The sequence below is a fragment of the Chimaeribacter coloradensis genome (genome assembly GCF_002858715.1).
In the GTDB taxonomy this organism is placed as follows: domain Bacteria; phylum Pseudomonadota; class Gammaproteobacteria; order Enterobacterales; family Enterobacteriaceae; genus Chimaeribacter; species Chimaeribacter coloradensis.
This window is the reverse complement of sequence record NZ_PJZH01000002.1, coordinates 91,708-115,899: the sequence shown is the minus strand read 5'-3', so window position 1 is coordinate 115,899 and position 24,192 is coordinate 91,708. Positions and strand designations below refer to the sequence as shown.

At 61.3% G+C, this 24,192-nt stretch carries 24 protein-coding genes and 1 tRNA gene; 13 read left to right on the top strand and 12 right to left on the bottom strand.

What is annotated here, in order from left to right; translation table 11 throughout:
- The first annotated feature begins 3 nt into the window (after positions 1-3).
- Positions 4-813 carry an invasion regulator SirB1 gene (gene sirB1, locus CYR32_RS02845; RefSeq protein WP_101822389.1) on the top strand — a complete coding sequence of 270 codons (810 nt, stop codon included), beginning with the start codon at positions 4-6 and terminating at the stop codon, positions 811-813.
- Between the two features lie 50 nt (positions 814-863).
- Positions 864-1,718 carry a 3-deoxy-8-phosphooctulonate synthase gene (kdsA, locus tag CYR32_RS02840; protein ID WP_101822386.1) on the top strand — a complete coding sequence of 285 codons (855 nt, stop codon included), beginning with the start codon at positions 864-866 and terminating at the stop codon, positions 1,716-1,718.
- Between the two features lie 81 nt (positions 1,719-1,799).
- On the opposite strand, the gene dauA is transcribed toward kdsA, so the two are convergent.
- Entirely contained in the window at positions 1,800-3,491 is a 1,692-nt protein-coding gene (dauA, locus tag CYR32_RS02835) for a C4-dicarboxylic acid transporter DauA (RefSeq protein WP_101822382.1), read from the bottom strand.
- 333 nt (positions 3,492-3,824) lie between these two features.
- Here dauA and CYR32_RS02830 point away from each other — a divergent pair, with 333 nt between their 5' ends.
- Positions 3,825-4,916 carry a GGDEF domain-containing protein gene (locus CYR32_RS02830; protein WP_101822379.1) on the top strand — a complete coding sequence of 364 codons (1,092 nt, stop codon included), beginning with the start codon at positions 3,825-3,827 and terminating at the stop codon, positions 4,914-4,916.
- A gap of 72 nt (positions 4,917-4,988) precedes the next feature.
- Here CYR32_RS02830 and CYR32_RS02825 read toward each other — a convergent pair.
- Positions 4,989-5,078 (bottom strand) — tRNA-Ser (locus CYR32_RS02825).
- A gap of 421 nt (positions 5,079-5,499) precedes the next feature.
- Between CYR32_RS02825 and CYR32_RS02820 the strand changes: the two genes are divergently transcribed.
- Both CYR32_RS02820 and ghrA read left to right on the top strand, forming a co-directional pair.
- Complete coding sequence (locus CYR32_RS02820) at positions 5,500-6,969, top strand: peptide MFS transporter (protein WP_101822376.1); 1,470 nt, start codon at positions 5,500-5,502, stop codon at positions 6,967-6,969.
- Between the two features lie 103 nt (positions 6,970-7,072).
- Positions 7,073-8,014 carry a glyoxylate/hydroxypyruvate reductase GhrA gene (ghrA, locus tag CYR32_RS02815; RefSeq protein WP_101822373.1) on the top strand — a complete coding sequence of 314 codons (942 nt, stop codon included), beginning with the start codon at positions 7,073-7,075 and terminating at the stop codon, positions 8,012-8,014.
- A gap of 132 nt (positions 8,015-8,146) precedes the next feature.
- On the opposite strand, the gene CYR32_RS02810 is transcribed toward ghrA, so the two are convergent.
- Positions 8,147-8,428, bottom strand: coding sequence for a hypothetical protein (locus tag CYR32_RS02810; RefSeq protein ID WP_101822370.1), 282 nt, complete (start codon positions 8,426-8,428; stop codon positions 8,147-8,149).
- 85 nt (positions 8,429-8,513) lie between these two features.
- Between CYR32_RS02810 and CYR32_RS02805 the strand changes: the two genes are divergently transcribed.
- Entirely contained in the window at positions 8,514-8,735 is a 222-nt protein-coding gene (locus tag CYR32_RS02805) for a hypothetical protein (RefSeq protein ID WP_101822367.1), read from the top strand.
- Positions 8,736-8,779: 44 nt separating this feature from the next.
- On the opposite strand, the gene CYR32_RS21630 is transcribed toward CYR32_RS02805, so the two are convergent.
- Positions 8,780-8,938 carry a hypothetical protein gene (locus CYR32_RS21630; RefSeq protein ID WP_165698169.1) on the bottom strand — a complete coding sequence of 53 codons (159 nt, stop codon included), beginning with the start codon at positions 8,936-8,938 and terminating at the stop codon, positions 8,780-8,782.
- 185 nt (positions 8,939-9,123) lie between these two features.
- On the opposite strand from CYR32_RS21630, the gene CYR32_RS02800 reads away from it, so the two are divergent.
- Positions 9,124-9,702 carry a TorD/DmsD family molecular chaperone gene (locus CYR32_RS02800; protein WP_101822364.1) on the top strand — a complete coding sequence of 193 codons (579 nt, stop codon included), beginning with the start codon at positions 9,124-9,126 and terminating at the stop codon, positions 9,700-9,702.
- Positions 9,703-9,797: 95 nt separating this feature from the next.
- Here CYR32_RS02800 and CYR32_RS02795 read toward each other — a convergent pair whose 3' ends face one another.
- From CYR32_RS02795 to mdtH, 3 genes are all read right to left on the bottom strand, one after another.
- Positions 9,798-10,361 (bottom strand): lipoprotein, encoded by a 564-nt coding sequence (locus CYR32_RS02795; protein ID WP_101822361.1) that lies wholly within the window; start codon positions 10,359-10,361, stop codon positions 9,798-9,800.
- 144 nt (positions 10,362-10,505) lie between these two features.
- The gene (grxB, locus tag CYR32_RS02790; protein WP_101822358.1) at positions 10,506-11,153 is read right to left on the bottom strand and encodes a glutaredoxin 2; all 648 of its coding nucleotides are present in this window, start codon (positions 11,151-11,153) and stop codon (positions 10,506-10,508) included.
- A 163-nt stretch (positions 11,154-11,316) separates the two neighbouring features.
- Positions 11,317-12,522 (bottom strand): multidrug efflux MFS transporter MdtH, encoded by a 1,206-nt coding sequence (mdtH, locus tag CYR32_RS02785; protein WP_101822356.1) that lies wholly within the window; start codon positions 12,520-12,522, stop codon positions 11,317-11,319.
- A 308-nt stretch (positions 12,523-12,830) separates the two neighbouring features.
- Here mdtH and rimJ point away from each other — a divergent pair, with 308 nt between their 5' ends.
- From rimJ to murJ, 4 genes are all read left to right on the top strand, one after another.
- On the top strand, positions 12,831-13,415 hold the full coding sequence (gene rimJ / locus CYR32_RS02780) for a ribosomal protein S5-alanine N-acetyltransferase (protein ID WP_101822353.1): 585 nt from the start codon (positions 12,831-12,833) through the stop codon (positions 13,413-13,415).
- A gap of 9 nt (positions 13,416-13,424) precedes the next feature.
- Positions 13,425-14,075: a DUF480 domain-containing protein gene (locus CYR32_RS02775; RefSeq protein WP_101822351.1), complete on the top strand. Its 651-nt coding sequence runs from the start codon at positions 13,425-13,427 to the stop codon at positions 14,073-14,075.
- Positions 14,076-14,086: 11 nt separating this feature from the next.
- Positions 14,087-15,013, top strand: a complete 927-nt coding sequence (locus tag CYR32_RS02770; RefSeq protein WP_101822348.1) for a Gfo/Idh/MocA family protein — start codon at positions 14,087-14,089, stop codon at positions 15,011-15,013.
- A 132-nt stretch (positions 15,014-15,145) separates the two neighbouring features.
- Positions 15,146-16,681, top strand: a complete 1,536-nt coding sequence (gene murJ / locus CYR32_RS02765; RefSeq protein WP_101822345.1) for a murein biosynthesis integral membrane protein MurJ — start codon at positions 15,146-15,148, stop codon at positions 16,679-16,681.
- 79 nt (positions 16,682-16,760) lie between these two features.
- Here the strand turns inward: murJ and argS are convergent, their stop codons facing one another.
- Positions 16,761-18,494: an arginine--tRNA ligase gene (gene argS / locus CYR32_RS02760; protein ID WP_101822949.1), complete on the bottom strand. Its 1,734-nt coding sequence runs from the start codon at positions 18,492-18,494 to the stop codon at positions 16,761-16,763.
- 754 nt (positions 18,495-19,248) lie between these two features.
- Between argS and CYR32_RS02755 the strand changes: the two genes are divergently transcribed.
- A complete protein-coding gene (locus CYR32_RS02755; RefSeq protein WP_101822342.1) occupies positions 19,249-19,818 on the top strand; it encodes a VOC family protein in 570 nt (189 codons plus the stop codon).
- Here the strand turns inward: CYR32_RS02755 and CYR32_RS02750 are convergent.
- Entirely contained in the window at positions 19,815-20,957 is a 1,143-nt protein-coding gene (locus CYR32_RS02750; protein WP_101822339.1) for a MalY/PatB family protein, read from the bottom strand. The genes CYR32_RS02755 and CYR32_RS02750 overlap by 4 nt on opposite strands.
- A gap of 151 nt (positions 20,958-21,108) precedes the next feature.
- Between CYR32_RS02750 and cutC the strand changes: the two genes are divergently transcribed.
- Positions 21,109-21,867: a copper homeostasis protein CutC gene (cutC, locus tag CYR32_RS02745; protein ID WP_101822336.1), complete on the top strand. Its 759-nt coding sequence runs from the start codon at positions 21,109-21,111 to the stop codon at positions 21,865-21,867.
- Between the two features lie 107 nt (positions 21,868-21,974).
- Here the strand turns inward: cutC and cmoB are convergent, their stop codons facing one another.
- The 3 genes from cmoB to CYR32_RS02730 form a co-directional block, all read right to left on the bottom strand.
- On the bottom strand, positions 21,975-22,946 hold the full coding sequence (gene cmoB, locus CYR32_RS02740; protein WP_101822334.1) for a tRNA 5-methoxyuridine(34)/uridine 5-oxyacetic acid(34) synthase CmoB: 972 nt from the start codon (positions 22,944-22,946) through the stop codon (positions 21,975-21,977).
- Positions 22,943-23,686, bottom strand: coding sequence for a carboxy-S-adenosyl-L-methionine synthase CmoA (gene cmoA / locus CYR32_RS02735; RefSeq protein ID WP_101822332.1), 744 nt, complete (start codon positions 23,684-23,686; stop codon positions 22,943-22,945). The genes cmoB and cmoA overlap by 4 nt, the downstream gene beginning before the upstream one ends.
- A gap of 92 nt (positions 23,687-23,778) precedes the next feature.
- Positions 23,779-24,174: an MAPEG family protein gene (locus CYR32_RS02730; RefSeq protein WP_101822329.1), complete on the bottom strand. Its 396-nt coding sequence runs from the start codon at positions 24,172-24,174 to the stop codon at positions 23,779-23,781.
- Between the last annotated feature and the right edge of the window lie 18 nt (positions 24,175-24,192).

The window sequence follows — 24,192 nt, the reverse complement described above, 5'->3', positions numbered from 1 at the left end:
TGAATGAGTAGTGTGGCTGAGTTTGCTTTTGATGATGTCCCGTTAAGTGCGGGGATGATCCGCATTTCCGAGGCGATCCGCGCTGATTTCCCGGGCGGCGACGTGGCGCGGCAACTGCGCGCGCTGGTGGCCGAGGCCCGTGAGGCGGTGCCGCCGGGTGACAATCAGGAGCAGCGGCTCGAGGCGCTGATTGTGCTGTTCTACCAGACCTGGGGCTTCGGCGGCGCAGGGGGCATCTACCGCCTCTCCGACGCCATCTGGCTGGATAAGGTGCTGGCGTCGCGCGAAGGCACGCCGGTCTCCCTCGGCACCCTGTTTTTACACATCGCCGGGGCGATCGGCCTGCCGCTCTCGCCGGTGATTTTCCCGACCCAGCTCATCCTGCGGGCGGACTGGCTCGATGATGAAATGTGGCTCATCAACCCCCTGAACGGGGAAACCCTCAGCGAACAGACGTTGCAGGCCTGGATCAAGGGCAACCTGGGTTTCGGCGCGCAACTGGAAGATGAGGACATTGATGAGTGCGACAATACCCTGGTGGTACGCCGGATGCTGGACACGCTCAAAGCGTCGCTGATGGAAGAGCAGCAGATGGAGCTGGCGCTGGCCGCCAGCCAGGCCATTCTGGCGTTCGACCCGGACGACCCGTATGAACGGCGCGATCGCGGGCTGATTTATGCCCACCTCGACTGTGAGCATATTGCCCACGCCGATCTGCGCTATTTTATTGAGCAGTGTCCCGACGACCCGGTTTCGCAGGTGCTCAAGACACAACTTGAGGCGCTGGAAGAGAAACGGATCGTGCTGCATTAAGCGTGCGGTGTGACATAGTCAATTTATCTCCCCTGAATAAAGGCGAAAGCATGAAACAAAAAGTGGTCAGCATTGGTGATATCAACGTCGCGAACGATCTGCCGTTCGTGTTGTTTGGCGGCATGAACGTGCTGGAATCCCGCGACATGGCGATGCGGGTGTGCGAACACTACGTGACCGTGACGCAGAAACTCGGCATCCCGTACGTGTTTAAAGCCTCGTTTGATAAAGCCAACCGCTCTTCTATCCACTCTTACCGCGGCCCGGGCCTGGATGAAGGCATGAAGATCTTCCAGGAGCTGAAACAGACCTTCGGCGTGAAAATCATCACTGACGTGCATGAGAGCTGGCAGGCGCAGCCGGTGGCGGACGTGGTGGACGTGATCCAGCTGCCGGCCTTCCTGGCCCGCCAGACTGACCTGGTTGAAGCGATGGCGAAAACCGGTGCAGTGATCAACGTCAAGAAGCCGCAGTTCGTCAGCCCCGGCCAGATGGGCAACATCGTTGAGAAGTTCAAAGAGGGCGGCAACGATCAGGTGATCCTGTGTGACCGCGGCAGCAACTTCGGCTACGACAACCTGGTGGTGGACATGCTGGGCATCAACGTCATGATCCAGGCCACCAACGGCCACCCGGTGATCTTCGACGTGACCCACGCGCTGCAGTGCCGCGACCCGTTCGGTGCCGCCTCCAGCGGCCGCCGTGGTCAGGTCGCTGAGCTGGCGCGTGCCGGTATGGCTGTCGGCCTGGCCGGCCTGTTCATTGAAGCGCACCCGGACCCGGCCAACGCCAAGTGTGACGGCCCGTCCGCACTGCCGCTGGACAAGCTCGAGCCGTTCCTGATGCAGATGAAAGCCATCGACGATCTGGTGAAAAACTTCCCGGAACTCGACACCAGCAAGTAAAGGCCTCAGGCATGCCGGGTCACGGCGTGAAAAGGCAAACGAAAAAGGCGATAGCACTATCGCCTTTTTTACGCCGGTAGATCAGTGCGCTGCGGCGCGCAGGGCATCCGGCAGGGTGGCGCAGAAGGTCAGGCGACCCGGCAGCGGCTGCACCCGGCCGCGCGCCAGCGTCTTCAGCGGCTGGTAGGGCACCTCGCAGATATAGAGCTGCCTGCCGCCGGGCAGGCTGTCGATAAAGTGCTGAAGGGCGTTCAGGCCACCGGCATCCAGCACCACCACCGCATCCCACTGCAACACAATGCGCTCCGCCTGTTGGGTACGCGCGGCCAGCTCCTCAAAAATCCGTTCTGCGGCGGCGAAAAACAGCGGGCCGCTGATGCGGAACAGCTGTGTGCCGTGCGGCTGGCCGCTGACTTCGGTGAGCCGGGTCATGCGCGCCACCCGGCGCATAAACAGCAGCGAGGCCAGCACAATCCCGACGCTGATGGCCAGCACCATATCAAACAGCACCGTCAGGCTCATGCAGAGCAGCATCACGATGATGTCATCCTTCGGCGCGCGGCGCAGCAGGCCCACCACTTTGTGCGCCTCACTCATGTTCCAGGCCACCATCAGCAGCAGCGCCGCCATGGCTGCCATCGGCAAATAGGCAAGCAGCGGGGCGAGGCTCAGCAGCGCCAGCAGCACCAGCAGCGCATGGATAATCGCCGCCATCGGCGACGTTGCGCCGGCGCGCACGTTGGCGGCAGAGCGGGCAATCGCCGCAGTGGCAGTTATGCCGCCAAAGAACGGTGCCACGATATTGCCGATCCCCTGACCAATCAGCTCCTGGTTGGAACGGTGTTTGCTGCCGGTCATGCCGTCCAGCACCACGGCGCAGAGCAGCGACTCAATCGCCCCCAGCATCGCCATCGAAAACGCGGCCGGCAGCAGCGCCGCGATCAGCGGCCAGCTCAGCGGGGCGGCGGGCGCAGCGCCGGTCGTTAACGTCCAGGGCAGCGCCAGCTGCGGCAAAACCGGCGGGATGCCGATGCCCTGGGTGCCGTCCGCCAGCAGGTAACTGAAGCGCGAGCCGATGGTGGCGACCGGGTACCCCAGCATCGCCAGCAGCGCCATTACGCCGGTGCCGAGCAGCAGCGCCGGCAGGTGGCCCGGCAGCCGCACACCGAGCCGCGGCCAGAGGATCAGCACCGCCAGCGTCGAGAAGCCGACCACCGCCTCGGCGGCGCTGAAGCTGGGCAGCGCCTGTGCCAGCGCCACCACTTTGTCGGTGAAGTGCTCCGGCACCACCGCCATCTCCAGCCCGAACAGATCCTTAACCTGCAGGGTGCCGATGGTAATGCCGATGCCGGAGGTAAAGCCCAGCGTCACCGGCAGCGGGATGTACTCAATCAGCCTGCCGATGCGGGCGATGCCCATCAGCACCAGCATCACGCCGGAGAGCAGGGTCGCCACCAGCAGCCCGGCCAGGCCGAATTGCTGTGAGACCGGGAAGAGGATCACCACAAACGCCGCGGTTGGCCCAGAGACGCTGAAGCGCGAGCCGCCGAACAGCGCAATCACCAGCCCGGCAATCGCCGAGGTATAGAGGCCATACTGCGGCGGCACGCCGCTGGCGATCGCCAGGGCCATCGCCAGCGGGATGGCGATAATCCCGACGGTGATGCCCGCCACGGCATCTTTCATCAGGCGCTGGAGCGAATAAGGTTCATGCCGGCAGGCTTCTGCCAGCGCACTGCCCGGAAGGAGGGCGCGGAATCCATGCATTTTCATTGCGGAACAACCCAAAAGAGAGAAGAAACGCGGGCCGGGAGGGCCCGCCGGGATAAGCGCGGCATACCATACGCCGGTCACGCCCGGCGGTTATAGATGTACGTCAAACTCTGTCGGGGATTGTGCCGGGCGGGCGGCGGGCAGGTGATAATTCCTCCGGCTATAATAAGCGGCGATGATAGTTATGCATAAAAGTGTCGGGAACCTCACACCCCCGGCGCGGCAGGCATCACGCCCGCCCGGTTCAACTATAGTGAGGTAATGGCTTGAAATAGCGGGTATCACGGGCCGGCTGGCCGTGCGGCACCCTGTGCAGAGGGAGAGGCGATCATCATGCAGCAGTTTTTATCCTACCCGGCGCTGTATGCCGACATTTGCGTGACCTACGCGACACTGTCCCTGAGTTATTTTGCCCTGAGCAGCCAGTCCGCGTTCTCCTGGCAAAGCGAAGCGTGGAAACGGGTCGCCTTCGGGTTGCTCTCCGGGCTGGCGCTCTATTACCTGGCCCCAGACCGGTTTGAGGTGTCCCCCCATCTCTTTTTCAGTTTCGAGATGATCCCGATTATCCTGGCGACCTTTTTCGGCGGCTGGCTGAGCGGGATTACCAGTTTTCTGGTCAATATGGCGCTGGCCGGACCGCTTTCGTTGGATAACCTGCTGATTGCGTCGGTGCTGGTGCCGCTGCTGCTGTTGCGCGTCTGGCAGCATAAAACTCACCGGCTGTTTTACCGCGCCATTATCCTGATCGCCCTCTACCGGATGGCGCTGGCCTACAGCCAGCCGTTGCAGGTGCCCTGGTATGATGTGCTGCTCTACCAGTGTGCCGTCACCGGCTGCCTCGCCATCTGTTACCATGCGCTGAATTTTGCCGAGCGGCATATTTACGCTTACTTCTCTTTGCGCGACCGCGCCACCCTCGACAGCCTGACGCGGCTGAATAACCGCACCAGTATCGACTACAAACTGGCGTCACTTCAGGCGCACCAGAAGCCGGGCGGGGTGTTGCTGATCGATATCGATAATTTTAAACGGGTAAATGATACCTATGGGCATCTGGTGGGGGATCAGCTGCTGGCCCAGCTGAGCGAGGTGCTGATGCAGAGCGTCGACAGTGCGGATTTCGTCGGGCGTTACGGGGGCGAGGAGTTTATGGTGATTACCGAGCGCCACAATACCGCGCCGATTGTAGAGACGGCGGAGCGCATCCGGCAGGCGATGTCGGCCAGCGTGTTGCCGCTGGCCGAAGGGGCCAGTCTCTCGGTGACGGTCTCTGTGGGCGCGGCTATCTACCTGCCGGGCATGATGATGAGCAAAGCGGTGGAAATGGCGGATGATGCGCTCTATCAGGCCAAGCGTAACGGCAAAAACCAGGTGATGTGCAGCCGGATTATGCAGCTGGATCAACTCGGCGACGGGCCGGGATAAGGGCAGGGGGCAGATTTTACCGGCCAAAAGCAGAAGGCCCCGATTTTCATCGGGGCCTTCTGCTTTTGAATATGGCGGTGAGGGAGGGATTCGAACCCTCGATACGTTTTCACGTATACACACTTTCCAGGCGTGCTCCTTCAGCCACTCGGACACCTCACCATATTGTCGTCTCGTCGCTTTCGCGTCTCAACGGGGCGCTACTATAGGGAGGTCGGTGCAATGGGTCAAGCGCCTTTTTTCAGGTTTTTACCGTTTAGTTAAACTTTCAGCAATCTGTTGTTTTAAAAAACAATTTATGGCGTAACTCTGCTCACATACCGCCACACGCCTCCCTGGGCTGCGCATTTTTTCGCACCTTTCGGCAAACTCACGGCCCGCTTTGCATAAATAGGCATTAAACGGCGTAAATAATGACTAAACAATCAATAGCACGCTAATAAAGCTGGTATTCCGGCGGCACGTGACGCTAAATAGAAAAAATGCCCGGCACCGCCGGGGATAAAATAAACCGGGTACGGCGGGCAGGGCAGCGCGCCGCCTGAAGCCGGGTTGCACTCGTTTTAAGGAATACAGAGGTTTTATGAGCCACACATCTGCCACACCGCAAACCGGGCACCACATCCCGGCCGGTGCCGGGACACTGTTCTTCATCCAGATCTTCGCCACGCTCGGCTTCGCCGTGCTCTACTCCACGCTGGTACTCTACGCCACCAAAAAACTCGGCTTCAGTGAGGGCAGCGCCAACGCCATGATGGGCGTTTTCGGTGCCTTTAACTATGGCCTGCACATGTTCGGCGGCTATCTCGGCGGGCGCTACCTCAGTAACCGCAACCTGTTTGTGCTCGGCATGGTGTTACAGGTGATCGGCTGCTGGCTGATCGCCACCGCCGGCGTCAGCGGGCTTTACTGGGGGCTGGCGATGTTCCTTACCGGCAGCGGGCTGAACGTTACCTGCCTGAACATGATGCTGACCCAGCGCTTCCGCCCGGAAGATGAGCGGCGTGAGTCGGCGTTCCTCTGGAACTACGCCGGGATGAACCTCGGCTTCTTTATCGGCTTTGCCGTGGCCGGTTATTTCCAGCTGAGCGAAAACTACCGCGCGCTGTTCCTGTTTGCCACCTTCGGCAACCTGCTGGCGATTGTGATTACCCTGCTGCGCTGGCGCATCCTGAAAGATGTCAACACGCCGCTGAATGAGGCATCCCGCGGGCGGTTCCGCCTGAATATGGTGATCGGGGTGGCGATCCTGCTGCTGCTGGTGCCGCTGATCCGCGTACTGCTGACCCACGCAGGCTTCAGCGGCTACTTTGTGGTGACGCTGGGCGCGCTGATCTTCCTGGCGCTGGCCGTGGTGACGCTGCGCCACCCGCACCGCGAGGAGCGCCGCCGGATGGTGGCCTACCTGCTGCTGGCGCTGGGGTCGCTGGTGTTCTGGATGATTTACCAGCTGGCCCCGATGGGCCTGATGCTGTTTACCGAAAACAACATCGACCTGAATGTCTATGGCCTGCGCGTCGCCCCGCAGTGGGTACAGAACATCAACACCGTGGTGATTGTGGTCGGCGGCCCGCTGATGGCCTGGCTGTTCAGCCGGATGCGCCTGCGCGGCTGGCGCATCGACATCCCGATGCAGTTCTCCGCCTCGCTGTTCTGCATCGGGCTGGGTATGCTGGTGCTGCCGGCCGGCATCGCCCTGGCGGGCACGGACGGGCTGGTGGCGTTTAAATGGATTGTGATCAGCTATGTGTTACAGAGCCTCGGGGAGCTGCTGATCTCCCCGATCGGCTACGCGATGATCGGCAAGCTCGCCCCGGCACGCTATCAGGGCATTATGATGGGCTGCTGGATGATGGTGACCGGCGTCGCCTCGGTGCTGGCCGGGTATATCTCCGGGCTGATGCCGCAAAACAGCGGCAGCACGCCGCTGCTGACCAACCCCGGCTACGGCAGCATTTTCACTGCCCTGGGCTGGGGCGCGGTGGCGACCGGCGCGGTATTACTGCTGCTGATGCCGCTGCTGCGTAAGCTGATCCGCCGTACCCCGGCCTGACGGCCGTCCCGCCACCTGGCGGGGCGGTTTTGCGCGGCACCGCGACACATCGCGTTGCCCGGCGCGCACCCACGGACATGGAATAACATCAGGAGACCCAAGTATGAACATCCTTTTTTATCATCCGACTTTTAACCCCGAGAGCTGGGTAAACGGGCTGGCGCAACGCCTGCCGCAGGCGCAGGTGCGCGTCTGGCAACCGGGGGACGACGCCCCGGCCGACTATGCGCTGGTGTGGCAGCCGCCGCGTGAGATGCTGGCAAACCGCAGCGGGCTGAAGGGGATATTTGCCCTGGGCGCGGGCGTGGATGCGATTCTGGCGCAGGAGCGGCAGGCACCGGGCACACTCCCGGCGGGCGTGCCGCTGCTGCGGCTGGAGGATACCGGCATGGCGCAGCAGATGCGGGAGTATGTGCTGGCTTACGTGCTGCGCTTTTTCCGCCGCATGGACGAGTACCAGCTCCAGCAGCAGCAGAAACAGTGGCAGCCGCTGAAGCCGCACCGGCAGGAGCGCTTCACCATCGGCATTATGGGTGCCGGGGTGCTGGGGCAACAGGTAGCGCAGGCGCTGGTGGCACTTGGGTTTACGGTGCGCTGCTGGAGCCGCAGCCCGAAACAGATCGCGGGCGTAGAGAGTTTCCATGGCCGTGAGAACCTGCCTGCGTTCCTGCACGAGACCCGGCTGCTGGTAAACCTGCTGCCGAACACGCCGGAGACGGTGGGCATTCTGGATCTGGCGCTGATGAAACAGCTCGCCTCGCAGGCGTACCTGATCAACGCCGCACGCGGCGCGCACCTGAAAGAGGGCGATCTGCTCACCGCGCTGGAGCAGGGGCAGGTCGCCGCTGCCGCGCTGGATGTGTTCGCCGATGAGCCGCTGGCCAGAATGCACCCGTTCTGGTCACACCCGCGCGTCACGGTGACGCCGCACATCGCCGCCGTGACCTTGCCGTCGCAGGCGATGGACCAGATCGCCGCCAATATCCGCGCCATCGAGCAGGGCGGCACGCCCAGCGGCCAGGTAGACCGGGAACGCGGTTATTGATGGTGAGTGGATTTTGTTGCAGAGCGGTGCCACTGCAACAGTGACTTCACGCGTTAAGTTCCGGTTTTAACGGATAACGATCGCGCAAATGAAAAACCGCCCGGTTGGGCGGTTCTGAGCAGCTTGATAAGGTTAACCCCAAAAAATGGCTGACAGCTCATCTTTGGTATAGATCCGGGAGATATTGCCTTCTTCAAACTCTTTCAGCGCCCGGAATTTTTTATGGTTTTGCCCGTTCATCGCCTGGGTGGTGTCATCGAGATAAACAAGCTGGTAATTAGGGTGGACGCCTTTGCCCGTTAACCCGAACCGCACTCCTTTCATCTCTTTTTTATCTATCATCCCCAGGACAGTGCCAATATAAACTTTAGGTAAAGCGCGTACCTCGCCATCCCACGGTGCTTCTGACTGCATTCCGGCTCCTTGCAGTGTGCTTTTTTAAAAACGTCCTGTCTGTTATCGGCACGCCGGGAACGGGCTTGAGATTCAAAGGGTAAATATGTCTCACGCTTCTTCACGCAAAAAAGTATTAGACCAGACCTTGCCGCTTCCTCATCGTGCATCTCATGCCCGAAGCTGCCTGAACCATGTGGCAAACAGGCTGGGCACTAACCGGGAAGCGTTACTGGAAAGGGTTGAGAAAGAGACAGGCATCAATCTGGTTGCTCCTTCTGATGAAAAGGCGTTACTCACAGCGTTCCTCTATTTCGAAAGCCTCTGAACGGCATGAGTAAGAAGACACACTTCTTCTGCTTATTCCGCCTGTCAGTGCAGGCTTACCCCAATAACACCATTGACCAGCGCGGATATCATAAAGACCCCGCCGACGATGTAAAAGGTTGTCTGCTTCTTCGTCGCGGCCAGGATCAACATAACAACCGCAAAAATCAGGTTGGGGATCGCGATAATCGTAAAGGTGGACATCTGGACTCCTTTCCGCCGGGGCAGGGTAAAACATTATCAATGATGTTAAATACTTTAACAAATATCGCCCGGGCGTACAGGGCGCAGACGAGAAAAAGAGAATCAGGGAGGGACGCCCGGCGATTGCAGAACGCGCGGATCTGTGACATCGTCTCGCCAATTTTTCGCTTTACAGGTAACACCCGATGAATGAGTTTTCAATTGTCTGCCGCGTACTGGGTACGCTGTTTAACCGCTCGCCGCAGGATCCGCTGGTCGCGCCGCTGCTGACGCTGATCCGCGACGGTAAGCTGGCCCAGCACTGGCCGCTGGAGCAGGAGGAGCTGCTGGCCCGTTGGCAGCAGAGCGTCGCCGATCTTCCGGCCGTCACGGCAGACTATCAGGCACTGTTCGGCAGTGACGCGGCGGTGTCCGCCTATGCCCATGACTATGACGCCGCCATCACCGATGCCGCTGTGCGCCCGTTCCTGCAACAGCGCGGGATGCCGCTGAGCGATGCCCCCACCGACCACATCGGCGCGCTGTTGCTGGCGGCGTCATGGCTGGAAGATCAGTCGCAGGAGGATGAAGTGCAGGCGCAGATCGCGCTGTTTGATGATTTCCTGATGCCGTGGTGCGGGCGTTTCCTGGGGAAAGTCGAGGCGCACGCGCAAACCCCGTTCTACCGCACGCTGGCGCTGCTGAGCCGGGAGGCGATTCAGGCAATGCGTGATGAACTGGCAGAAGCAGAAGCCGGTGACGATGACGAAGCCGACGATGCGTAAAACGGGCCGTACGTATTAACCCGGAGCAGTGACCAATAAAAAACGCGCCGTCAGGGCGCGTTTTTTATTGCCGGATTTTATTGCCGGACTCTGGGCTACTGGGTAAAGGGGATCACCAGTTCACCCGGTTTCACTTCCAGGCCTTTGGCCAGACGCATCGCCAGCGCTTCGCCTTTGCTGCGGTCAGCGCTCAGCACATAGGCCGGGCGCTGGTCAAAGTAGCTTTTCAGCGCCTGGTTCAGGTAGGGATCGAGCGTGTTCATCACCCCCTGCATTTTAGGCGGCTGCACCTCGGAGCCGGTAAGCTGCAGGTCCCTGAGATAGACTGCTTTTTTCTCGTTGTCGAATTCCGGCCGGGCTTCCATGGTCAGGTCCATCTCCGCCTGTTGCGGGCCGAGCAGGGAGGTGATGCTGATCGCCGCATGGCCTTTGAGCGTCACGCGGTCCGGCTGGCTGCGGCCGATCTCGCTGTTGAGCTTCGTCAGCACAATGCGCGCTTCCACCAGCCCCGGCACACCGATCTGTTTCTCAAACTGATTATGTTTTTGCAGGTACTGGTTGACGTCCTGTTCACTGAGCGTGTACTGCGTCAGTTGGTTACAGCCGGTAAGCAGACCGGCAAAAATCAGGGCCGCAGCCCCTAAAAAACGCGTTCTCATCTTTTTCCTCGTGAGCCAAAAAATCTCCCCCCTTGCCGGGCCGGCAAGCAGGCGCCCTCTTTGACGGCAGAATAAGGCAGGAGTTCCCTGGCGCGGCGGCTGGAAGGGGGGCAAGTGCCGCCGGTCAGCCCGGCGGCGGCAGGATCACTGGGCGACGCTGCTCAGCAGGTTAACCTGGGTCTGTTTCGCCATGTTGTCACGGTACTCCGCGACGCGGGTCGGGAAAGTGATACCGTTGACGATAGTCAGCGAACGCAGCAGCGGGAAGAGGCTGAAATCATCCTCTGACAGCTCGCCGTTGACGGCATTCGGCTCCACGATCAGCTTGTCCAGATCGTGCAGATCCTGGGTGATCTTCTTGATCAGGCCGGGGGAGTGCTGCAGGTGCTCTTCAAAGCTGCCGAGGGTGGCCTCTTTTTTGTTCACGAAGTAGCGGCGCGCTTCCGGGGTGGCGAACTCTTCAAAATTGGCGCGGGCAAAACGCGGCAGCAGCAGGCGGGAGGTGTACTCATTGACGTGGCGCAGCCAGGCGGCAATCGCCGGGTTGGTGCTGCCGGTGATCAGCGGCTCGCCATACTTTTTATCGATATAGTGCACAATGTCCATGCTCTCCGGCATGAAACCGCCTGTTTCAGTCTGCAGAATCGGCACCATTTTTTTGCCGACCATCGAGATCGGCTTCTGCTCATCATCATTGGCCAGAACACTGATCTCTACCGGCACATTTTTCAGGCCGAAAATCATGCGTGCTTTCACGCAAAAAGGACAATGTTCATAGACATAGAGTTTCATATTTTCATACTCCTTCAGGTTTGCCATCACGGGCCGGCGGCCGGAACCCGGCCGGGGGCACGCCCGCATGTGCGAAAAGAAAGTATGGGTAAGGAATGCCCGGAGATCAAACCGCCCGGCAGATGCCGGGCAGAGGGGATGAAAAAGCGTCATTGTAAATCAGCTAGTTACCGCTGAGCATCGCCGGCTCAATGCGGCGCTGGTTAAATTGCCAGTAGAGTGCCAGTAAGGTTACCGCCCCCACACCCCCCAGCAGCAGCCAGGGCAGTGCCGGCAGGCCGGATGCCTGGCCGGTGTCATACATCCAGCCGCCGCCGGTGTAACCGAGCGCCCCGCCGAGGGCAAGGCCCAGGCGGCTGAAGCCCATGTAACTGCCGCGCGCACGGGCGTCGGCCAGCGATGCCCCCAGCGTCTCCCGCGCCGGTTCTGCGATAATCGAACCGAAGTAAAACAGGCAGATCAGCGCAAACAGCCCCGGCAGGCTGTGGATGATGCCTACCGGCAGCAGGCTGAGCGTCATCAGCAACAGCCCGGCCATCAGCCGCTGCTCCAGCCGGAACCGTTTTTCACTCCAGCGCGCCACCGGGTAGAGCAGCGTCAGGGAGAGGCAGGCCTCGATCGCGTACATCCATTTCACCGCCGCCGGGGTGCCGGCCAGCACATTGACCATGATCGGCAGCATCAGCATCACCTGCACCGCCAGCATGTAGTAACCGGTCAGCGTCAGCACATAGGTCACGAAGCGGCGGTCGCGCATCACCCGCGCCAGCCCGTCACGCATTGGCGCGCGTACGGTGGAGATGCGGTAGGCGGGCAACAGCCAGGCGTTCCAGGCAGCGGCCAGCATAAAAATCACCGCGCCCACCCAGCAGACCAGCCGGAAATCGTACTGCAACAGCCAGCTGCCGAGCAGCGCGCCCACCACCGCCCCGGCGCTGTCCTGCATCATCAGCAACGAGTAGAAGCGGCTGCGCTCATGCGGGCGGGTCAGCTTGATCACCAGCGCGGTACGTGGCGGGTCAAACAGTGTGCCGCCCAGGGCCGAGAGCACGCAGGCCAGCCAGAGCTGCCACGGCTCGGCGGCTTCCGCCATCGCGGCAAACCCGGCGGCGCGCATCAGCATCCCGAGCACAATCATCGGCTTGGCACCAAAGCGGTCAGCAATCGCGCCGCCGAAGATCCCCAGACCCTGCTGGACGAACTGCCGCAGCCCCAGCGCAATGCCCACCGCCAGCGCGGCCCAGCCGAGCTGATCGACGAACCGGATAGAGATAAGCGGGAACACCACGAAAAAACCGAGCACCACCAGCAAATTATCCATCAGCAGGAAATATTTGCCCAAGCTCCTTGCCTGTGAAACCAGTGACATGACACATCCTGTTAAACCGCGCCCGGCAGGCCGCAGGGCGGAAGAGAAAAGCGGGTCTCTATTCTGAACCGGAACGCGGAGGTTAGACAGGTGGCGGATAGATAATATTTTTTTATCGTCAGGCGGTTAACGAACGGTAAAAATGCGGGTAAATTTCATGAGCGGTGCCGCGTCCCGGCGCTGCCTGTCAGCGCGCCGCCGTGGGGTGGTCTATGCTCGGTGATAAGCGCCGGCAATCCCGGCAGGTGGCCCCGGCGGCAGCGCCATAAAGATGATTTATCGACCTGTCCAGAGAGCGGAGGGAATGGATGTTTGGCTATCGCTCGGCATCACCAAAGGTACGCCTGACCACTGACCGGCTGGTCGTCAGGCTGGTTCATGAGCGGGATGCCCACCGGCTGGCGGAGTATTACGCCGAAAACCGGGCATTTCTCAGGCCCTGGGAGCCGGTCAGGGATGAAACCCACTGCCACCCCTCGGGCTGGCAGGCGCGGCTGGGGCTGATTGCCGACCTGCAAAAACAGGGCAACGCCTACTACTTTATCCTGCTCGACCCGGACGAACGGGAAATTGTGGGGGTCGCCAACTTCAGCAATGTGCTGCGCGGCTCTTTCCACGCCTGCTTCCTCGGCTATTCGCTGGGGGAGAAGTGGCAGGGGCAGGGGCTGATGTTTGAGGCGTTACAGTCGGCCATCCGCTATATGCAGCGCCAGCAGCGGATGCACCGCATCATGGCGAACTATATGCCCCACAACCAGCGCAGCGGCGATCTGCTGGCGCGGCTGGGGTTTGAACGCGAAGGCTATGCCAAAGACTACCTGCTGATTAACGGCAAGTGGCAGGACCATATTTTGACGGCGCTGACCTGGCATGACTGGGTGCCGCCACGTTAAAGGAAAACGATGAAACATCCGTTGAGTGTTGAAGAGGCGCGGGTGATCGGCTGCCTGATGGAGAAGCAGGTCACCACGCCGGAGCAGTACCCGCTGTCATTAAATGGCCTGGCCACTGCCTGCAACCAGAAAACCAACCGTGACCCGGTGCTGGAGCTGAGTGAAAGCGCCGTGCAGCAGGCGCTGGACCTGCTGGTGAAAAAGCACCTGATCCGCAGCGTCAGCGGCAGCCGCACCCTGAAGTATGAACACCGGTTTTGCAATTCTGAATTCGGGAACCTGAAATTTTCCCCGCCGGAGGTGGCGCTGGTGACCACCTTACTGCTGCGCGGGCCGCAGACCGCCGGCGAGTTGCGCACCCGCGCCGCCCGGCTCTATGAGTTCAGTGACGTCAGCGAAACCGAGCAGGTGCTCAGCGGGCTGGAGACGCGTGAAGACGGCCCCTTTGTGGTGCGCCTGGCGCGCGAGCCGGGCAAGCGTGAGCAGCGCTATATGCACCTGTTCAGTGGTGCGGTGGATGCGCCCGCTGACCCGGCGGCCACGGACGTGGCCGAAAGTGTTGAGCATGGCCCGCTGGAGGCCCGCGTCGCCGGGCTGGAAACCCAGGTGGCTGAATTACAACAACGCCTTGAAATCCTGTTGGCCCGGCTGGGCGACTAACGGAGCAGACCATGACAAGCGTGCGTGTGGGTGTGGTAGGGCTGGGCGACATCGCCCAGAAAGCGTATTTGCCGGTGCTGGGCAACGCCGGGGGCTGGGCGCTGGTGGGTGGGTTTTCGCCCAACCAGCAAAAGGCGCAGGGCATCTGTGACGCCTACCGGATGCCGCTTTTCACGCGGCTCGATGAACTGGCCGCGCAGTGTGACGCGGTATTTGTGCACAGCAGCACCGCCAGCCATTTCCATGTGGTGAGCGACCTGCTGAACCGCGGGGTGCATGTCTACGTGGATAAGCCGCTGGCGGAAACGCTGGAGCAGGCGGAGCATCTGGTGGAGATCGCCCGGGACAACGGCAAGGCGCTGATGGTCGGCTTCAACCGCCGCTTCTCGCCGCTCTACCGGCAGTTACGCAGCGAGATGCAGCAGCCCACCTCGATCCGCATGGACAAACACCGCAGTGACAGCGTCGGCCCGCACGATGCGCGCTTCACGCTGCTGGATGACTACTTGCATGTGATCGACACTGCGCTCTGGCTCACCGGCTGTGATGCCACGCTGGAGGGCGGCAGCCTGCGCTGTAACCCGCAGGGGCAGATGCTTTATGCGGAACACCACTTCCTCTGCGGCGACACCCTGGTCACCACCAGTATGCACCGCCGGGCCGGCAGCCAGCGCGAACGGGTGCAGGCGATCTGTGACGGCGCGGTCTACCAGCTCGATGAGATGCGCCACTGGGTGCAGGAGCAGGGCGGCCTGTTGACTGAACGGCCGGTGCCGGGCTGGCAGAGCGTGCTGGTGCAGCGCGGGTTTGACGGCGCGGTGCGGCACTTCATTGAGTGCGTCAGTAACCAGACCGCGCCGGAAACCTCGGGCGATCAGGCACTTTACGCCCAGCAGGTGATTGAGCAGCTGCTGTATGAGGGCGGGCTGCCGGAGTAACCGGCAGTAACAACTGGCTCTGGCTATTACGCGCCGGATACGTAGACTAGGCGCACCATGAGCCTGGCGGCCCACCCCTGACGCCTGCATTTGCAGGCGTTATTGTTTGGGCTGCACTACAGAAAAACAGAGATGAACCTACTTAAATCATTAGCTGCCGTCAGTTCGATGACCATGTTCTCGCGCGTGCTGGGATTCGCGCGTGATGCCATCGTGGCGCGGGTATTCGGGGCAGGCATGGCAACGGATGCCTTCTTCGTGGCCTTTAAACTGCCCAACCTGTTGCGCCGCATCTTTGCCGAGGGGGCGTTCTCCCAGGCATTTGTGCCGATTCTGGCAGAGTATAAAAGCCAGCAGGGTGACGAGGCGACCCGCACCTTTATCGCCTACGTCTCCGGGCTGTTGACGCTGGCGCTGGCGCTGGTCACGGTAGCCGGGATGCTGGCCGCCCCCTGGGTGATCTTCGTGACGGCACCCGGCTTTGCCGACACCGCGGATAAGTTTGCCCTGACCTCGGCGCTGCTGCGGGTGACCTTTCCCTATATCCTGCTGATTTCCCTGGCCTCGCTGGTCGGGGCGATCCTGAACACCTGGAACCGTTTCTCGATCCCGGCGTTTGCGCCGACGTTCCTGAATGTCAGCATGATCGGCTTTGCGCTGTTCGCCGCCCCTTATTTCCACCCACCGGTGATGGCGCTGGCCTGGGCGGTGGTGGCGGGCGGGGTGCTGCAACTCGGCTACCAGCTGCCGCACCTGCGCAAGATCGGGATGCTGGTGCTGCCGCGCCTGAACTTGAAAGATGCCGGGGTATGGCGGGTGATGCGCCAGATGGGCCCGGCGATCCTGGGGGTGTCGGTCAGCCAGATTTCGCTGATCATCAACACCATTTTCGCCTCGTTCCTCGCTTCCGGTTCCGTCTCCTGGATGTACTACGCTGACCGGCTGATGGAGTTCCCGTCCGGCGTGCTGGGCGTGGCGCTCGGCACTATCCTGCTGCCGTCGCTGGCGAAAAGCTTTGCCAGCGGCAACCATGACGAGTATTCCCGCCTGATGGACTGGGGGCTGCGCCTCTGCTTCCTGCTGGCACTGCCGAGCGCCGTGGCGCTGGGGATCCTGGCCAAACCGCTGACGGTGGCGCTGTTCCAGTACGGCAAATTCAGCGCCTTTGACGCAGCGATGACCCAGCGCGCGCTGGTGGCTTACTCCGTGGGGCTGATGGGGCTGATTGTGGTGAAGGTGCTGGCACCGGGTTTCTACTCGCGTCAGGACATCAAAACCCCGGTCAAAATCGCCATCATTACCCTGGTGATGACCCAGGTGATGAACCTGGCCTTTATCGGCCCGCTGAAACATGCCGGGCTGTCGCTGTCGATCGGCCTGGCCGCCTGCCTCAACGCCGCGCTGCTCTACTGGCAGCTGCGTAAGCAGAAGATCTTCCAGCCGCAGCCGGGCTGGACGCCGTTCCTGCTGAAACTGCTGGCGGCGGTGGTGGTGATGTCGGCGGTGCTGGTGGGCGTGATGTGGCTGATGCCGGCGTGGTCAACCGGCGCGATGCCGCTGCGCCTGCTGCGGCTGGCGGTGGTGGTGGTGGCCGGGGTGGTGGCCTATTTCGGCGTGCTGGCGCTGCTCGGCTTCCGCCTGCGCGACTTCGCCCGCCGCACCGTCTGACCGGGCAAATCAGGGCATAAAAAAAGGGCGACATTCACTGTCGCCCTTTTTGTTGATCACGCAGCATTACATGGCAGCGTTACATGCGCTCGACGGTCTCGATGCCCAGGGTATCGAGGCCGGTTTTCAGCGTCTGCTGGGTCAGCAGGGCCAGCTTCAGGCGGCTGTTGCGGATCTCATCGCTTTCGGCGCTGAGGATCGGGCAGTGCTCGTAGAAGCCGGAGAAGAGGCCCGCCAGATCGTAGAGGTAAGAACACATCACGTGCGGCGTGCCTTCACGGGCCACGGTGGTCAGCACCTCTTCGAACTGCAGCAGGCGGGTCGCCAGCGTGATTTCACGCTCTTCATTCAGTACCAGCGGCTGCGCCTGCAGGCTGGCCGGCTCAATGGCCGCACGTTTGAAGATGGACGCCACGCGGCTGTAAGCGTACTGCATGTACGGGGCGGTGTTGCCTTCGAAGGCCAGCATGTTGTCCCAGTCGAAGATGTAGTCGGTGGTGCGGCTCTTGGAAAGGTCCGCATATTTCACCGCGCCGATGCCTACGGCGTTCACCAGTTGCTTCAGATCCTCTTCGCTGAGGTCGGGGTTTTTCTCTTTAATCAGCTTGCCCGCGCGCTCAATCGCCTCATCCAGCAGATCGGAGAGCTTCACCGTGCCGCCGGAGCGGGTTTTGAACGGTTTGCCGTCCTTGCCGAGCATCATGCCGAACATGTGGTGCTCCAGCGGCACGGAGTCCGGCACGTAACCGGCTTTGCGCACGATGGACCACGCCATCATCAGGTGCTGGTGCTGGCGGGAGTCGATGTAGTAAAGCACGCGGTCAGCGCCCAGCGTTTCGTAGCGGTATTTGGCACAGGCGATGTCTGTGGTGGTGTAGAGGTAGCCGCCATCCTTTTTCTGGATGATGACCCCCATCGGCTCGCCCTCTTTGTTCTTGAACTCGTCCAGGAACACCACGGTCGCGCCTTCGCTCTCCACCGCCAGCCCTTTGTCTTTCAGGTCAGCCACGATGCCCGGCAGCATCGAGTTGTAGAGGCTTTCGCCCATCACATCGCGCTCGGTCAGGGTCACGTTCAGGCGGTCGTAGGTGATCTGGTTCTGCGCCATGGTGACATCCACCAGCTTGCGCCACATCCGGCGGCAGTACTCGTCGCCGCCTTGCAGCTTCACCACATAGGCGCGGGCGCGCTCGGCAAACGCCGGGTCTTCATCGTAGTGCTGTTTGGCTTCGCGGTAGAACTGCTCCAGGTCAGAGAGCTCCATCTCGGCGGCGTGCTCGTTCTGCATCTTCTCCAGATAGGCGATCAGCATCCCGAACTGGGTGCCCCAGTCACCGACGTGGTTGGCACGGATGACGTTATGCCCCAGGAACTCCAGGGTACGCACGGATGCATCACCAATGATGGTGGAGCGCAGGTGGCCGACGTGCATCTCTTTTGCCACGTTAGGCGCAGAGTAGTCCACCACGATGGTCTGCGGGGTGACCGGGGTGATACCCAGCTTCGGTGCGCGCAGGGCGTGGTCAACCTGGGCCGCAACCCAGGATTTCTCCAGGAACAGGTTGATAAAGCCCGGCCCGGCGATCTCAACCTTGCTGACGATGCCGCTCAGGTCCAGCGCCTCTACCACTTTTTCCGCCAGTTGTCGGGGCGGCATGCCAAGCTTTTTCGCAACGGACATAACACCGTTAGCCTGATAGTCACCAAACTGGGCCTTGGCTGACTGACGCACCTGCGCTTCGCTCTCTGCGGGTGCGCCTGCGGCCATCAGCGCCTGGCTGATTTTTTCGGAAAGAAGTGCCTGTATATTCACCGGGTTACCTTTATTGCTGGTGGGGGCCTGGGTCGTCGCGGCCCGCCTGAGATCAAGGGACGCCTGCTGTAAACGCACAGAAATAACGCTGTGCCGGCAAGGCGTTAAGCAAACGGCCATTATATCCTATCCGGAAGGGGACGTCAGTATGCCTTGCGGGCAGTCAGCAGGGCGGACGCGGCCGGCTTGCCTGCCGGAAGCAGGTCAGGGCCGCGCAGGAACAGGGGGCAGGAATGTTAACAATAGCTAAATTAAAGTGGAGAAAGGGGTAAACAAAATAGATAAAAGATTAATGCCTCAGCGCCTTACGGCCGGGAAGAGGCTGAGATTTTTTAATCAGTCTGATGTGCCGGTAAAGGGCAAACAAGGCAACAACGACCAGCGAAACAGAAGCGACCAGTAACAACATGTTTTTTATATCCCTATTTAATAACCAAAAATAAAATCGTGCAGAGGCAAAAGGCTGGTTTTCTATGACTGTGTGTGAAATGGAGTCTGAATATCCTTATAAATTTCCCTTATATTTCCTTGGGTTTGTATGATTTCATTTGCCATAAAAGTGAAATTTCACTTAAGAAATTTACCTTAAGTAAAGCGGGGCGGTAAAGCAAAATTTTGGCCCATTTGGTACAGGCCGGGGCCGCCGGGAAGAGGAGGGACCGGCGTTTCCGGTGAAAAGGGGGCATGCGGCTGGCACCGGGGCGGGCGGCCATGTAAATTAGGGCTTTATGATCATGAATAGCGAGAGAAAAACATGCCCTCCTCACCGTTAGCGGGAATCACGGAACTGGACGATCTAGTGGCTGACCTGAGCCGTTTTGAGCTGGCGCTCGAAACCTTTGCGCAAAAATTGCAGCTGGACCTGCCGCAGTTCCCGGCTGACCACATCTCTGTACGCTGCCATCAGGTCGCGACCGCCGAACGCTGGCGGCGCGGGTTTGAGCAGTGCGGGAGCCTGCTCTCTGAAACTACGATCAACGGGCGGCCTATCTGCCTGTTTGACCTGGCCGAACCGTTACGGGTGTGCTCATGGCAGATCGATCTGGTGGAGCTGCCTTACCCAGGCGAGCGGCGCTACCCGCATGAAGGCTGGGAACATGTCGAACTGGTGCTGCCGGGCGACCCGGAAACCCTCTATGCGCGGGCGCTGACCTGCCTGTCAGACGAGGCGCTGCTGGCACCCGGCATCAAGCTGAAATACAGCTCACCGCAGGGCGAGAATGAGCGGCTGCCTAACCCGACGCTGGCCATCAGTGACGGCTCGGTCACGATCAAATTCCACCCGCATACCCTGCGTGAGATCGTGGCCAGCGAGCAGGCCTAAAGCGCCGCCACCGCGCGCTCAATCCGCGTCAGCGCCTCATCGAGCAGGGCGCGCGGGCAGCCGAAATTGAGCCGTACAAAACGGGCGTCGCCGAACCCGGCGCCGTCCGTGAGGCCCACCCCGGCGGCCAGAAAGAAGTGGTAGGGGCTTTCCACCGGCAGGGCAGAAGCATCAATCCACGCCAGATAGGTCGCCTCCAGCGGCAGCATCCGCAGGCCGGGCAGGGCGTTGATGCGCGCCATCACGAGATCCCGGTTGTCCCGCAGGTAATCCAGCTGCGCGGCCAGCCACGCTTCCCCATCACGGTAAGCGGCAGTGGCCGCCACATACGCCAGAATATCCACATGGGGCACCACCCCCCGCCGCTGCTGTTTAAACCGGTGCCGCAGGGCCGGGTTGGCAATGATCGCAAACGATGCCCCCAGCCCGGCGAGGTTAAAGGTTTTGGACGGTGCCATCAGGGTGAGGGTGCGCTGCTCCGCATCCGGATTCAGTGAGGCGAAGGGGATATGGCGGCAGCCGGGTTCCAGAATCAGGTCGCAGTGGATCTCATCGGAACAGACCACCAGATCGTGGCGCTGCGCAAACGCGTGCTGCTGTTCCAGCTCGTCGCGACGGTAGACCGTGCCGCCGGGGTTATGCGGGTTGCAGAGGAACAGCAGCGCCTGATCGCCGTTGAGCGCAGGTTCTGCCGCCGTGAGATCCAGGCGCAGGCGATTGCCCTCGTCGTGCAGCGGGGCGGAATAAACGTGCCGCCCGGCGTAGTTTGCCGCCTCGGCAAACGGCGGGTAGAGCGGCGTCGGGATAATGGCGGCCTGATGCGGCTCAGTAAAGGCGCGCATCGCCAGGTTCAGCCCGCACACCAGCCCCGGCAGGTAGACAATCCACTCCGGGCGGATCGCCCACTGGTAGCGGCTGCGCATCCGTTCCACAATCAGCCCGGTCAGTTCCGGCGGCGGCGTGCCGTAACCGAATACCCCGTGCGCCACCCGCTGCTGAAGCGCCTCAATCACCGCCGGGGGGGAAAGGAAATCGGTGTCCGCTACCCAGAGCGGGATCACGTCCCGATCGCGGTATTTATGCCATTTAGTGCTATCGCTGTGACTACGATCGACTCGTAAATCGAAATTGAATGCCATAGTTATTACGTTACGCCGGGCTGAAAAGGAGACACCCAGCCTACGCGACACCTGTTATCCATCACAAGCCGCAATGTTGACCGGCCGGACTGTTCAGCGCCCGGCCCTGTTTCCGGGGTTATAGCATGGGGTCCGAATAAGGGGAGAAGTAATGACGAAACTGGAAATATGCTGCTATAGCCTGGCCTGCGCACTGGAGGCTGAACGCGCAGGTGCGGATCGCATCGAGCTTTGCGCCAGCCAGCCGGAAGGCGGGTTGACGCCCAGCTACGGCACGCTGGTGATGGCGCGGGAGGCGTTGTCGATTCCGGTGCATCCGATTGTGCGCCCGCGCGGGGGCGATTTCTGTTATGACAACGCGTCGTTCAGCGCGATGAAAAATGATGTCGCCTGTATACGTGACATGGGGTTCCCGGGGGTGGTGATCGGGGTGCTGGACGCAGAAGGGCATATCGACATGGTGCGCATGCGGCAGATTATGCGCCTCTGCGACAACATGGAGGTGACCTTCCACCGCGCCTTTGACATGTGCCTGAACCCCTCGGTGGCATTAGAAGAGTTGACGCAACTCGGTGTTGCGCGCATTTTAACCTCTGGGCAACAACAAAGCGCAGAGCTGGGGCTGACCCTGCTGCGCGAACTGGTGCAGCAGACCCAGGGGCCGGAGATCATGGCCGGTGGCGGTATCCGCCTGACTAACCTGCACAAATTTATCGATATCGGCATCCGTGAGGTGCACAGCTCGGCCGGCAGTAATGTGCCGTCACCGGTGCGCCACCGTAAAGCGGGCGTCACCCTGTGCACCGATCTGGAGTTTGATGAGTTCAGCCGTTACTGCGTGGATGCAGACGTGGTGGCGACAATGAAAAGTGCACTCTGTAATGACGGCCCCCTGCCGCGTACCGCCTGAGGCGGCGGGCAGGAGGCCGGAGCCATTACCGGGTCGCAAGACCTTTTGCGTGTACTGCGCGTGTACCAAGCCCCGTCATCTTGTCGGGGCTTTTTTTCGCCAGGCGATCAGGGTTTGCGGGCGACCAGCACAGCGCGCCGCGGGGCCGGGTAGCCCTCTACGGTTTTGCTGCGGTCGGCTGGGTCGAGGAACTCCGCCAGGGATTCGCTGGTCATCCAGCCGGTGCGGCGCTGCTCCTCCAGGCTGGTGACGGAGAGGTCCGCCAGCCGGATGTCCACAAAACCGCATTTCGCCAGCCACCCCTCCAGCGCCGCCGCCGACGGGATAAAGTAGACGTTGCGCATCTGGGCGTAGCGGTCGCCGGGCACCAGCACCTGCTGGCTGTCGCCTTCGATCACCAGCGTCTCCAGCACCAGCTCGCCGCCGCTCACCAGCTGGTTTTTCAGCTGATAGAGATGATCGAGCGGGGAGCGGCGGTGGTAGAGCACGCCCATCGAGAACACAGTGTCGAAGGCCGCCAGCTCCGGCAGCTGCTCAATGCCGAGCGGCAGCAGGTGCGCGCGCTGGTCACCGCCCAGCAGCTTGCGCACCGCCTCAAACTGGCACAGGAACAGCTGCATCGGGTCGATACCCACCACGAGCTGCGCCCCGGCCCCGACCATCCGCCACATGTGGTAGCCGCTGCCGCAGCCGACATCCAGAATGGTGCGCCCGGCCAGCGGGGAGATGTGCGGCAGCACCCGCTCCCATTTCCAGTCAGAGCGCCATTCGGTGTCGATGTCGATGCCGTAGAGCGAGAACGGCCCTTTGCGCCACGGCATCAGGTTCCGCAGCAGGTTTTCCATCCCCGCTTTCTGCCCTTCTGGCAGCGGGGCGGCCATCTCGGCGCGCACGCTGTGCAGCAGATCCAGGCGTTCCGGCGTCAGCAGCGGCAGGCGGTCAACGGCGTTGAACCACTGGCGGAACTTGCCGTGCAGGGACTCCTGCTGCCAGGCGGTGAGCTGGGCGGGCAGGGTGTTGAGCCAGTGGCTGAGCGGGCCGCTGGCAATCAGGCGGTAGAAATCGCCGAACTCAATCATGCCTGTTCCCCCGCTTTCAGCGCCAGCAGCGAGCCGAAGTTGAAGCACTGGAACCAGGTCTCCACATGGTCAAAGCCCGCCTGGTGCAGCCGCGCTTTGTGGGTTTCCACAGAGTCGGTCAGCATCACATCCTCCAGCATGCTGCGTTTCTGGCTGATCTCCAGCTCGCTGTAGCCGTTGGCGCGTTTGAAGTCGTGGTGCATATTGAACAACAGCTCGCCGATGTCGCCATCCTCAAAGCTGAACTTCTCCGACAGCACCAGCGCGCCGCCCGGCCGCAACCCGCGGCAGATGGTGTCCAGCAGCTGCTGGCGGTCATCCGGCTTGAGGAACTGCAGGGTAAAGTTCAGCACCACCAGCGAGGCGTTTTCGATAGGGACGTCACGGATATCCGCCTCAATCACCTCAACCGGCGTCTCGGCGCGGAAGGCGTCGATGTGGCGGCGGCAGCGCTCGACCATCGCCGGCGAATTGTCCACGGCGATGATGCGGCAGCCGGGCACCTCAATATTGCGGCGCATGGAGAGGGTAGCGGCCCCCAGTGAGCAGCCGAGGTCATACACCTGGCTGCCGGGGCGGACAAAGCGGCCGGCCAGCATACCGATCATGGAGATGATGTTGGAGTAGCCCGGCACGGAACGCTGGATCATGTCCGGGAAGACTTCGGCGACGCGCTCGTCGAAGGTCCAGTCGCCCAGCTTGGCAATCGGCGCAGAAAAAAGAGTATCGCGGTTTGGCATAGCGCTGTGTCTGATCGAAAAATGAGGGGGCGTATTCTAACAGATAACCGCCGGAAATCATGCTGCCGGCGGCATAAACCGCGATTTGCGTCTTAACGCAGGGTCAGGATCTGGCCCCAGGGCAGGTAGTAGAGGTTGGCCGCCACCATCAGCAGCAGCGAGACATAGGTCGCCGCCATGCCGCTGCGCCGCCAGCGGAACTCACGCTGTTTCAGCCCCACATAATGGAGCAGGCGGCCGCACAGCAGCATGATGCCGCACAGGTGCACCATCCAGATGTCCGCCCCGTTCATCTCCATCATCACCAGCAGCAGCGCGGCGATGGGGATGTACTCCACCGCGTTCCCATGCACCCGGATGGCAGTCTGCAACTCGTAAAACCCGCCGTCGCCATAGGCGACCCGGTACTGCATCCGCAGCCTCACCACATCCACGGACAATTTAATCAGCAACAATGCGCCCAGCACCACATACAGCGCGCTAACCATGTTCACTCCACCGATCTA

Coding starts and splice junctions, on each gene's coding strand:
- rimJ (WP_101822353.1), top strand. CDS start 12,831: ATGTTTGGCTATCGCTCGGCATCACCAAAGGTACGCCTGACCACTGAC.
- dauA (WP_101822382.1), bottom strand. CDS start 3,491: ATGAAAATGCATGGATTCCGCGCCCTCCTTCCGGGCAGTGCGCTGGCA.
- sirB1 (WP_101822389.1), top strand. CDS start 4: ATGAGTAGTGTGGCTGAGTTTGCTTTTGATGATGTCCCGTTAAGTGCG.
- CYR32_RS02810 (WP_101822370.1), bottom strand. CDS start 8,428: ATGCAGTCAGAAGCACCGTGGGATGGCGAGGTACGCGCTTTACCTAAA.
- CYR32_RS02830 (WP_101822379.1), top strand. CDS start 3,825: ATGCAGCAGTTTTTATCCTACCCGGCGCTGTATGCCGACATTTGCGTG.
- CYR32_RS02730 (WP_101822329.1), bottom strand. CDS start 24,174: ATGGTTAGCGCGCTGTATGTGGTGCTGGGCGCATTGTTGCTGATTAAA.
- CYR32_RS02775 (WP_101822351.1), top strand. CDS start 13,425: ATGAAACATCCGTTGAGTGTTGAAGAGGCGCGGGTGATCGGCTGCCTG.
- mdtH (WP_101822356.1), bottom strand. CDS start 12,522: ATGTCACTGGTTTCACAGGCAAGGAGCTTGGGCAAATATTTCCTGCTG.
- CYR32_RS21630 (WP_165698169.1), bottom strand. CDS start 8,938: ATGTCCACCTTTACGATTATCGCGATCCCCAACCTGATTTTTGCGGTT.
- CYR32_RS02750 (WP_101822339.1), bottom strand. CDS start 20,957: ATGGCATTCAATTTCGATTTACGAGTCGATCGTAGTCACAGCGATAGC.
- cmoA (WP_101822332.1), bottom strand. CDS start 23,686: ATGCCAAACCGCGATACTCTTTTTTCTGCGCCGATTGCCAAGCTGGGC.
- CYR32_RS02795 (WP_101822361.1), bottom strand. CDS start 10,361: ATGAGAACGCGTTTTTTAGGGGCTGCGGCCCTGATTTTTGCCGGTCTG.
- murJ (WP_101822345.1), top strand. CDS start 15,146: ATGAACCTACTTAAATCATTAGCTGCCGTCAGTTCGATGACCATGTTC.
- ghrA (WP_101822373.1), top strand. CDS start 7,073: ATGAACATCCTTTTTTATCATCCGACTTTTAACCCCGAGAGCTGGGTA.
- cutC (WP_101822336.1), top strand. CDS start 21,109: ATGACGAAACTGGAAATATGCTGCTATAGCCTGGCCTGCGCACTGGAG.
- grxB (WP_101822358.1), bottom strand. CDS start 11,153: ATGAAACTCTATGTCTATGAACATTGTCCTTTTTGCGTGAAAGCACGC.
- CYR32_RS02805 (WP_101822367.1), top strand. CDS start 8,514: ATGTCTCACGCTTCTTCACGCAAAAAAGTATTAGACCAGACCTTGCCG.
- CYR32_RS02755 (WP_101822342.1), top strand. CDS start 19,249: ATGCCCTCCTCACCGTTAGCGGGAATCACGGAACTGGACGATCTAGTG.
- CYR32_RS02820 (WP_101822376.1), top strand. CDS start 5,500: ATGAGCCACACATCTGCCACACCGCAAACCGGGCACCACATCCCGGCC.
- CYR32_RS02770 (WP_101822348.1), top strand. CDS start 14,087: ATGACAAGCGTGCGTGTGGGTGTGGTAGGGCTGGGCGACATCGCCCAG.
- CYR32_RS02800 (WP_101822364.1), top strand. CDS start 9,124: ATGAATGAGTTTTCAATTGTCTGCCGCGTACTGGGTACGCTGTTTAAC.
- kdsA (WP_101822386.1), top strand. CDS start 864: ATGAAACAAAAAGTGGTCAGCATTGGTGATATCAACGTCGCGAACGAT.
- cmoB (WP_101822334.1), bottom strand. CDS start 22,946: ATGATTGAGTTCGGCGATTTCTACCGCCTGATTGCCAGCGGCCCGCTC.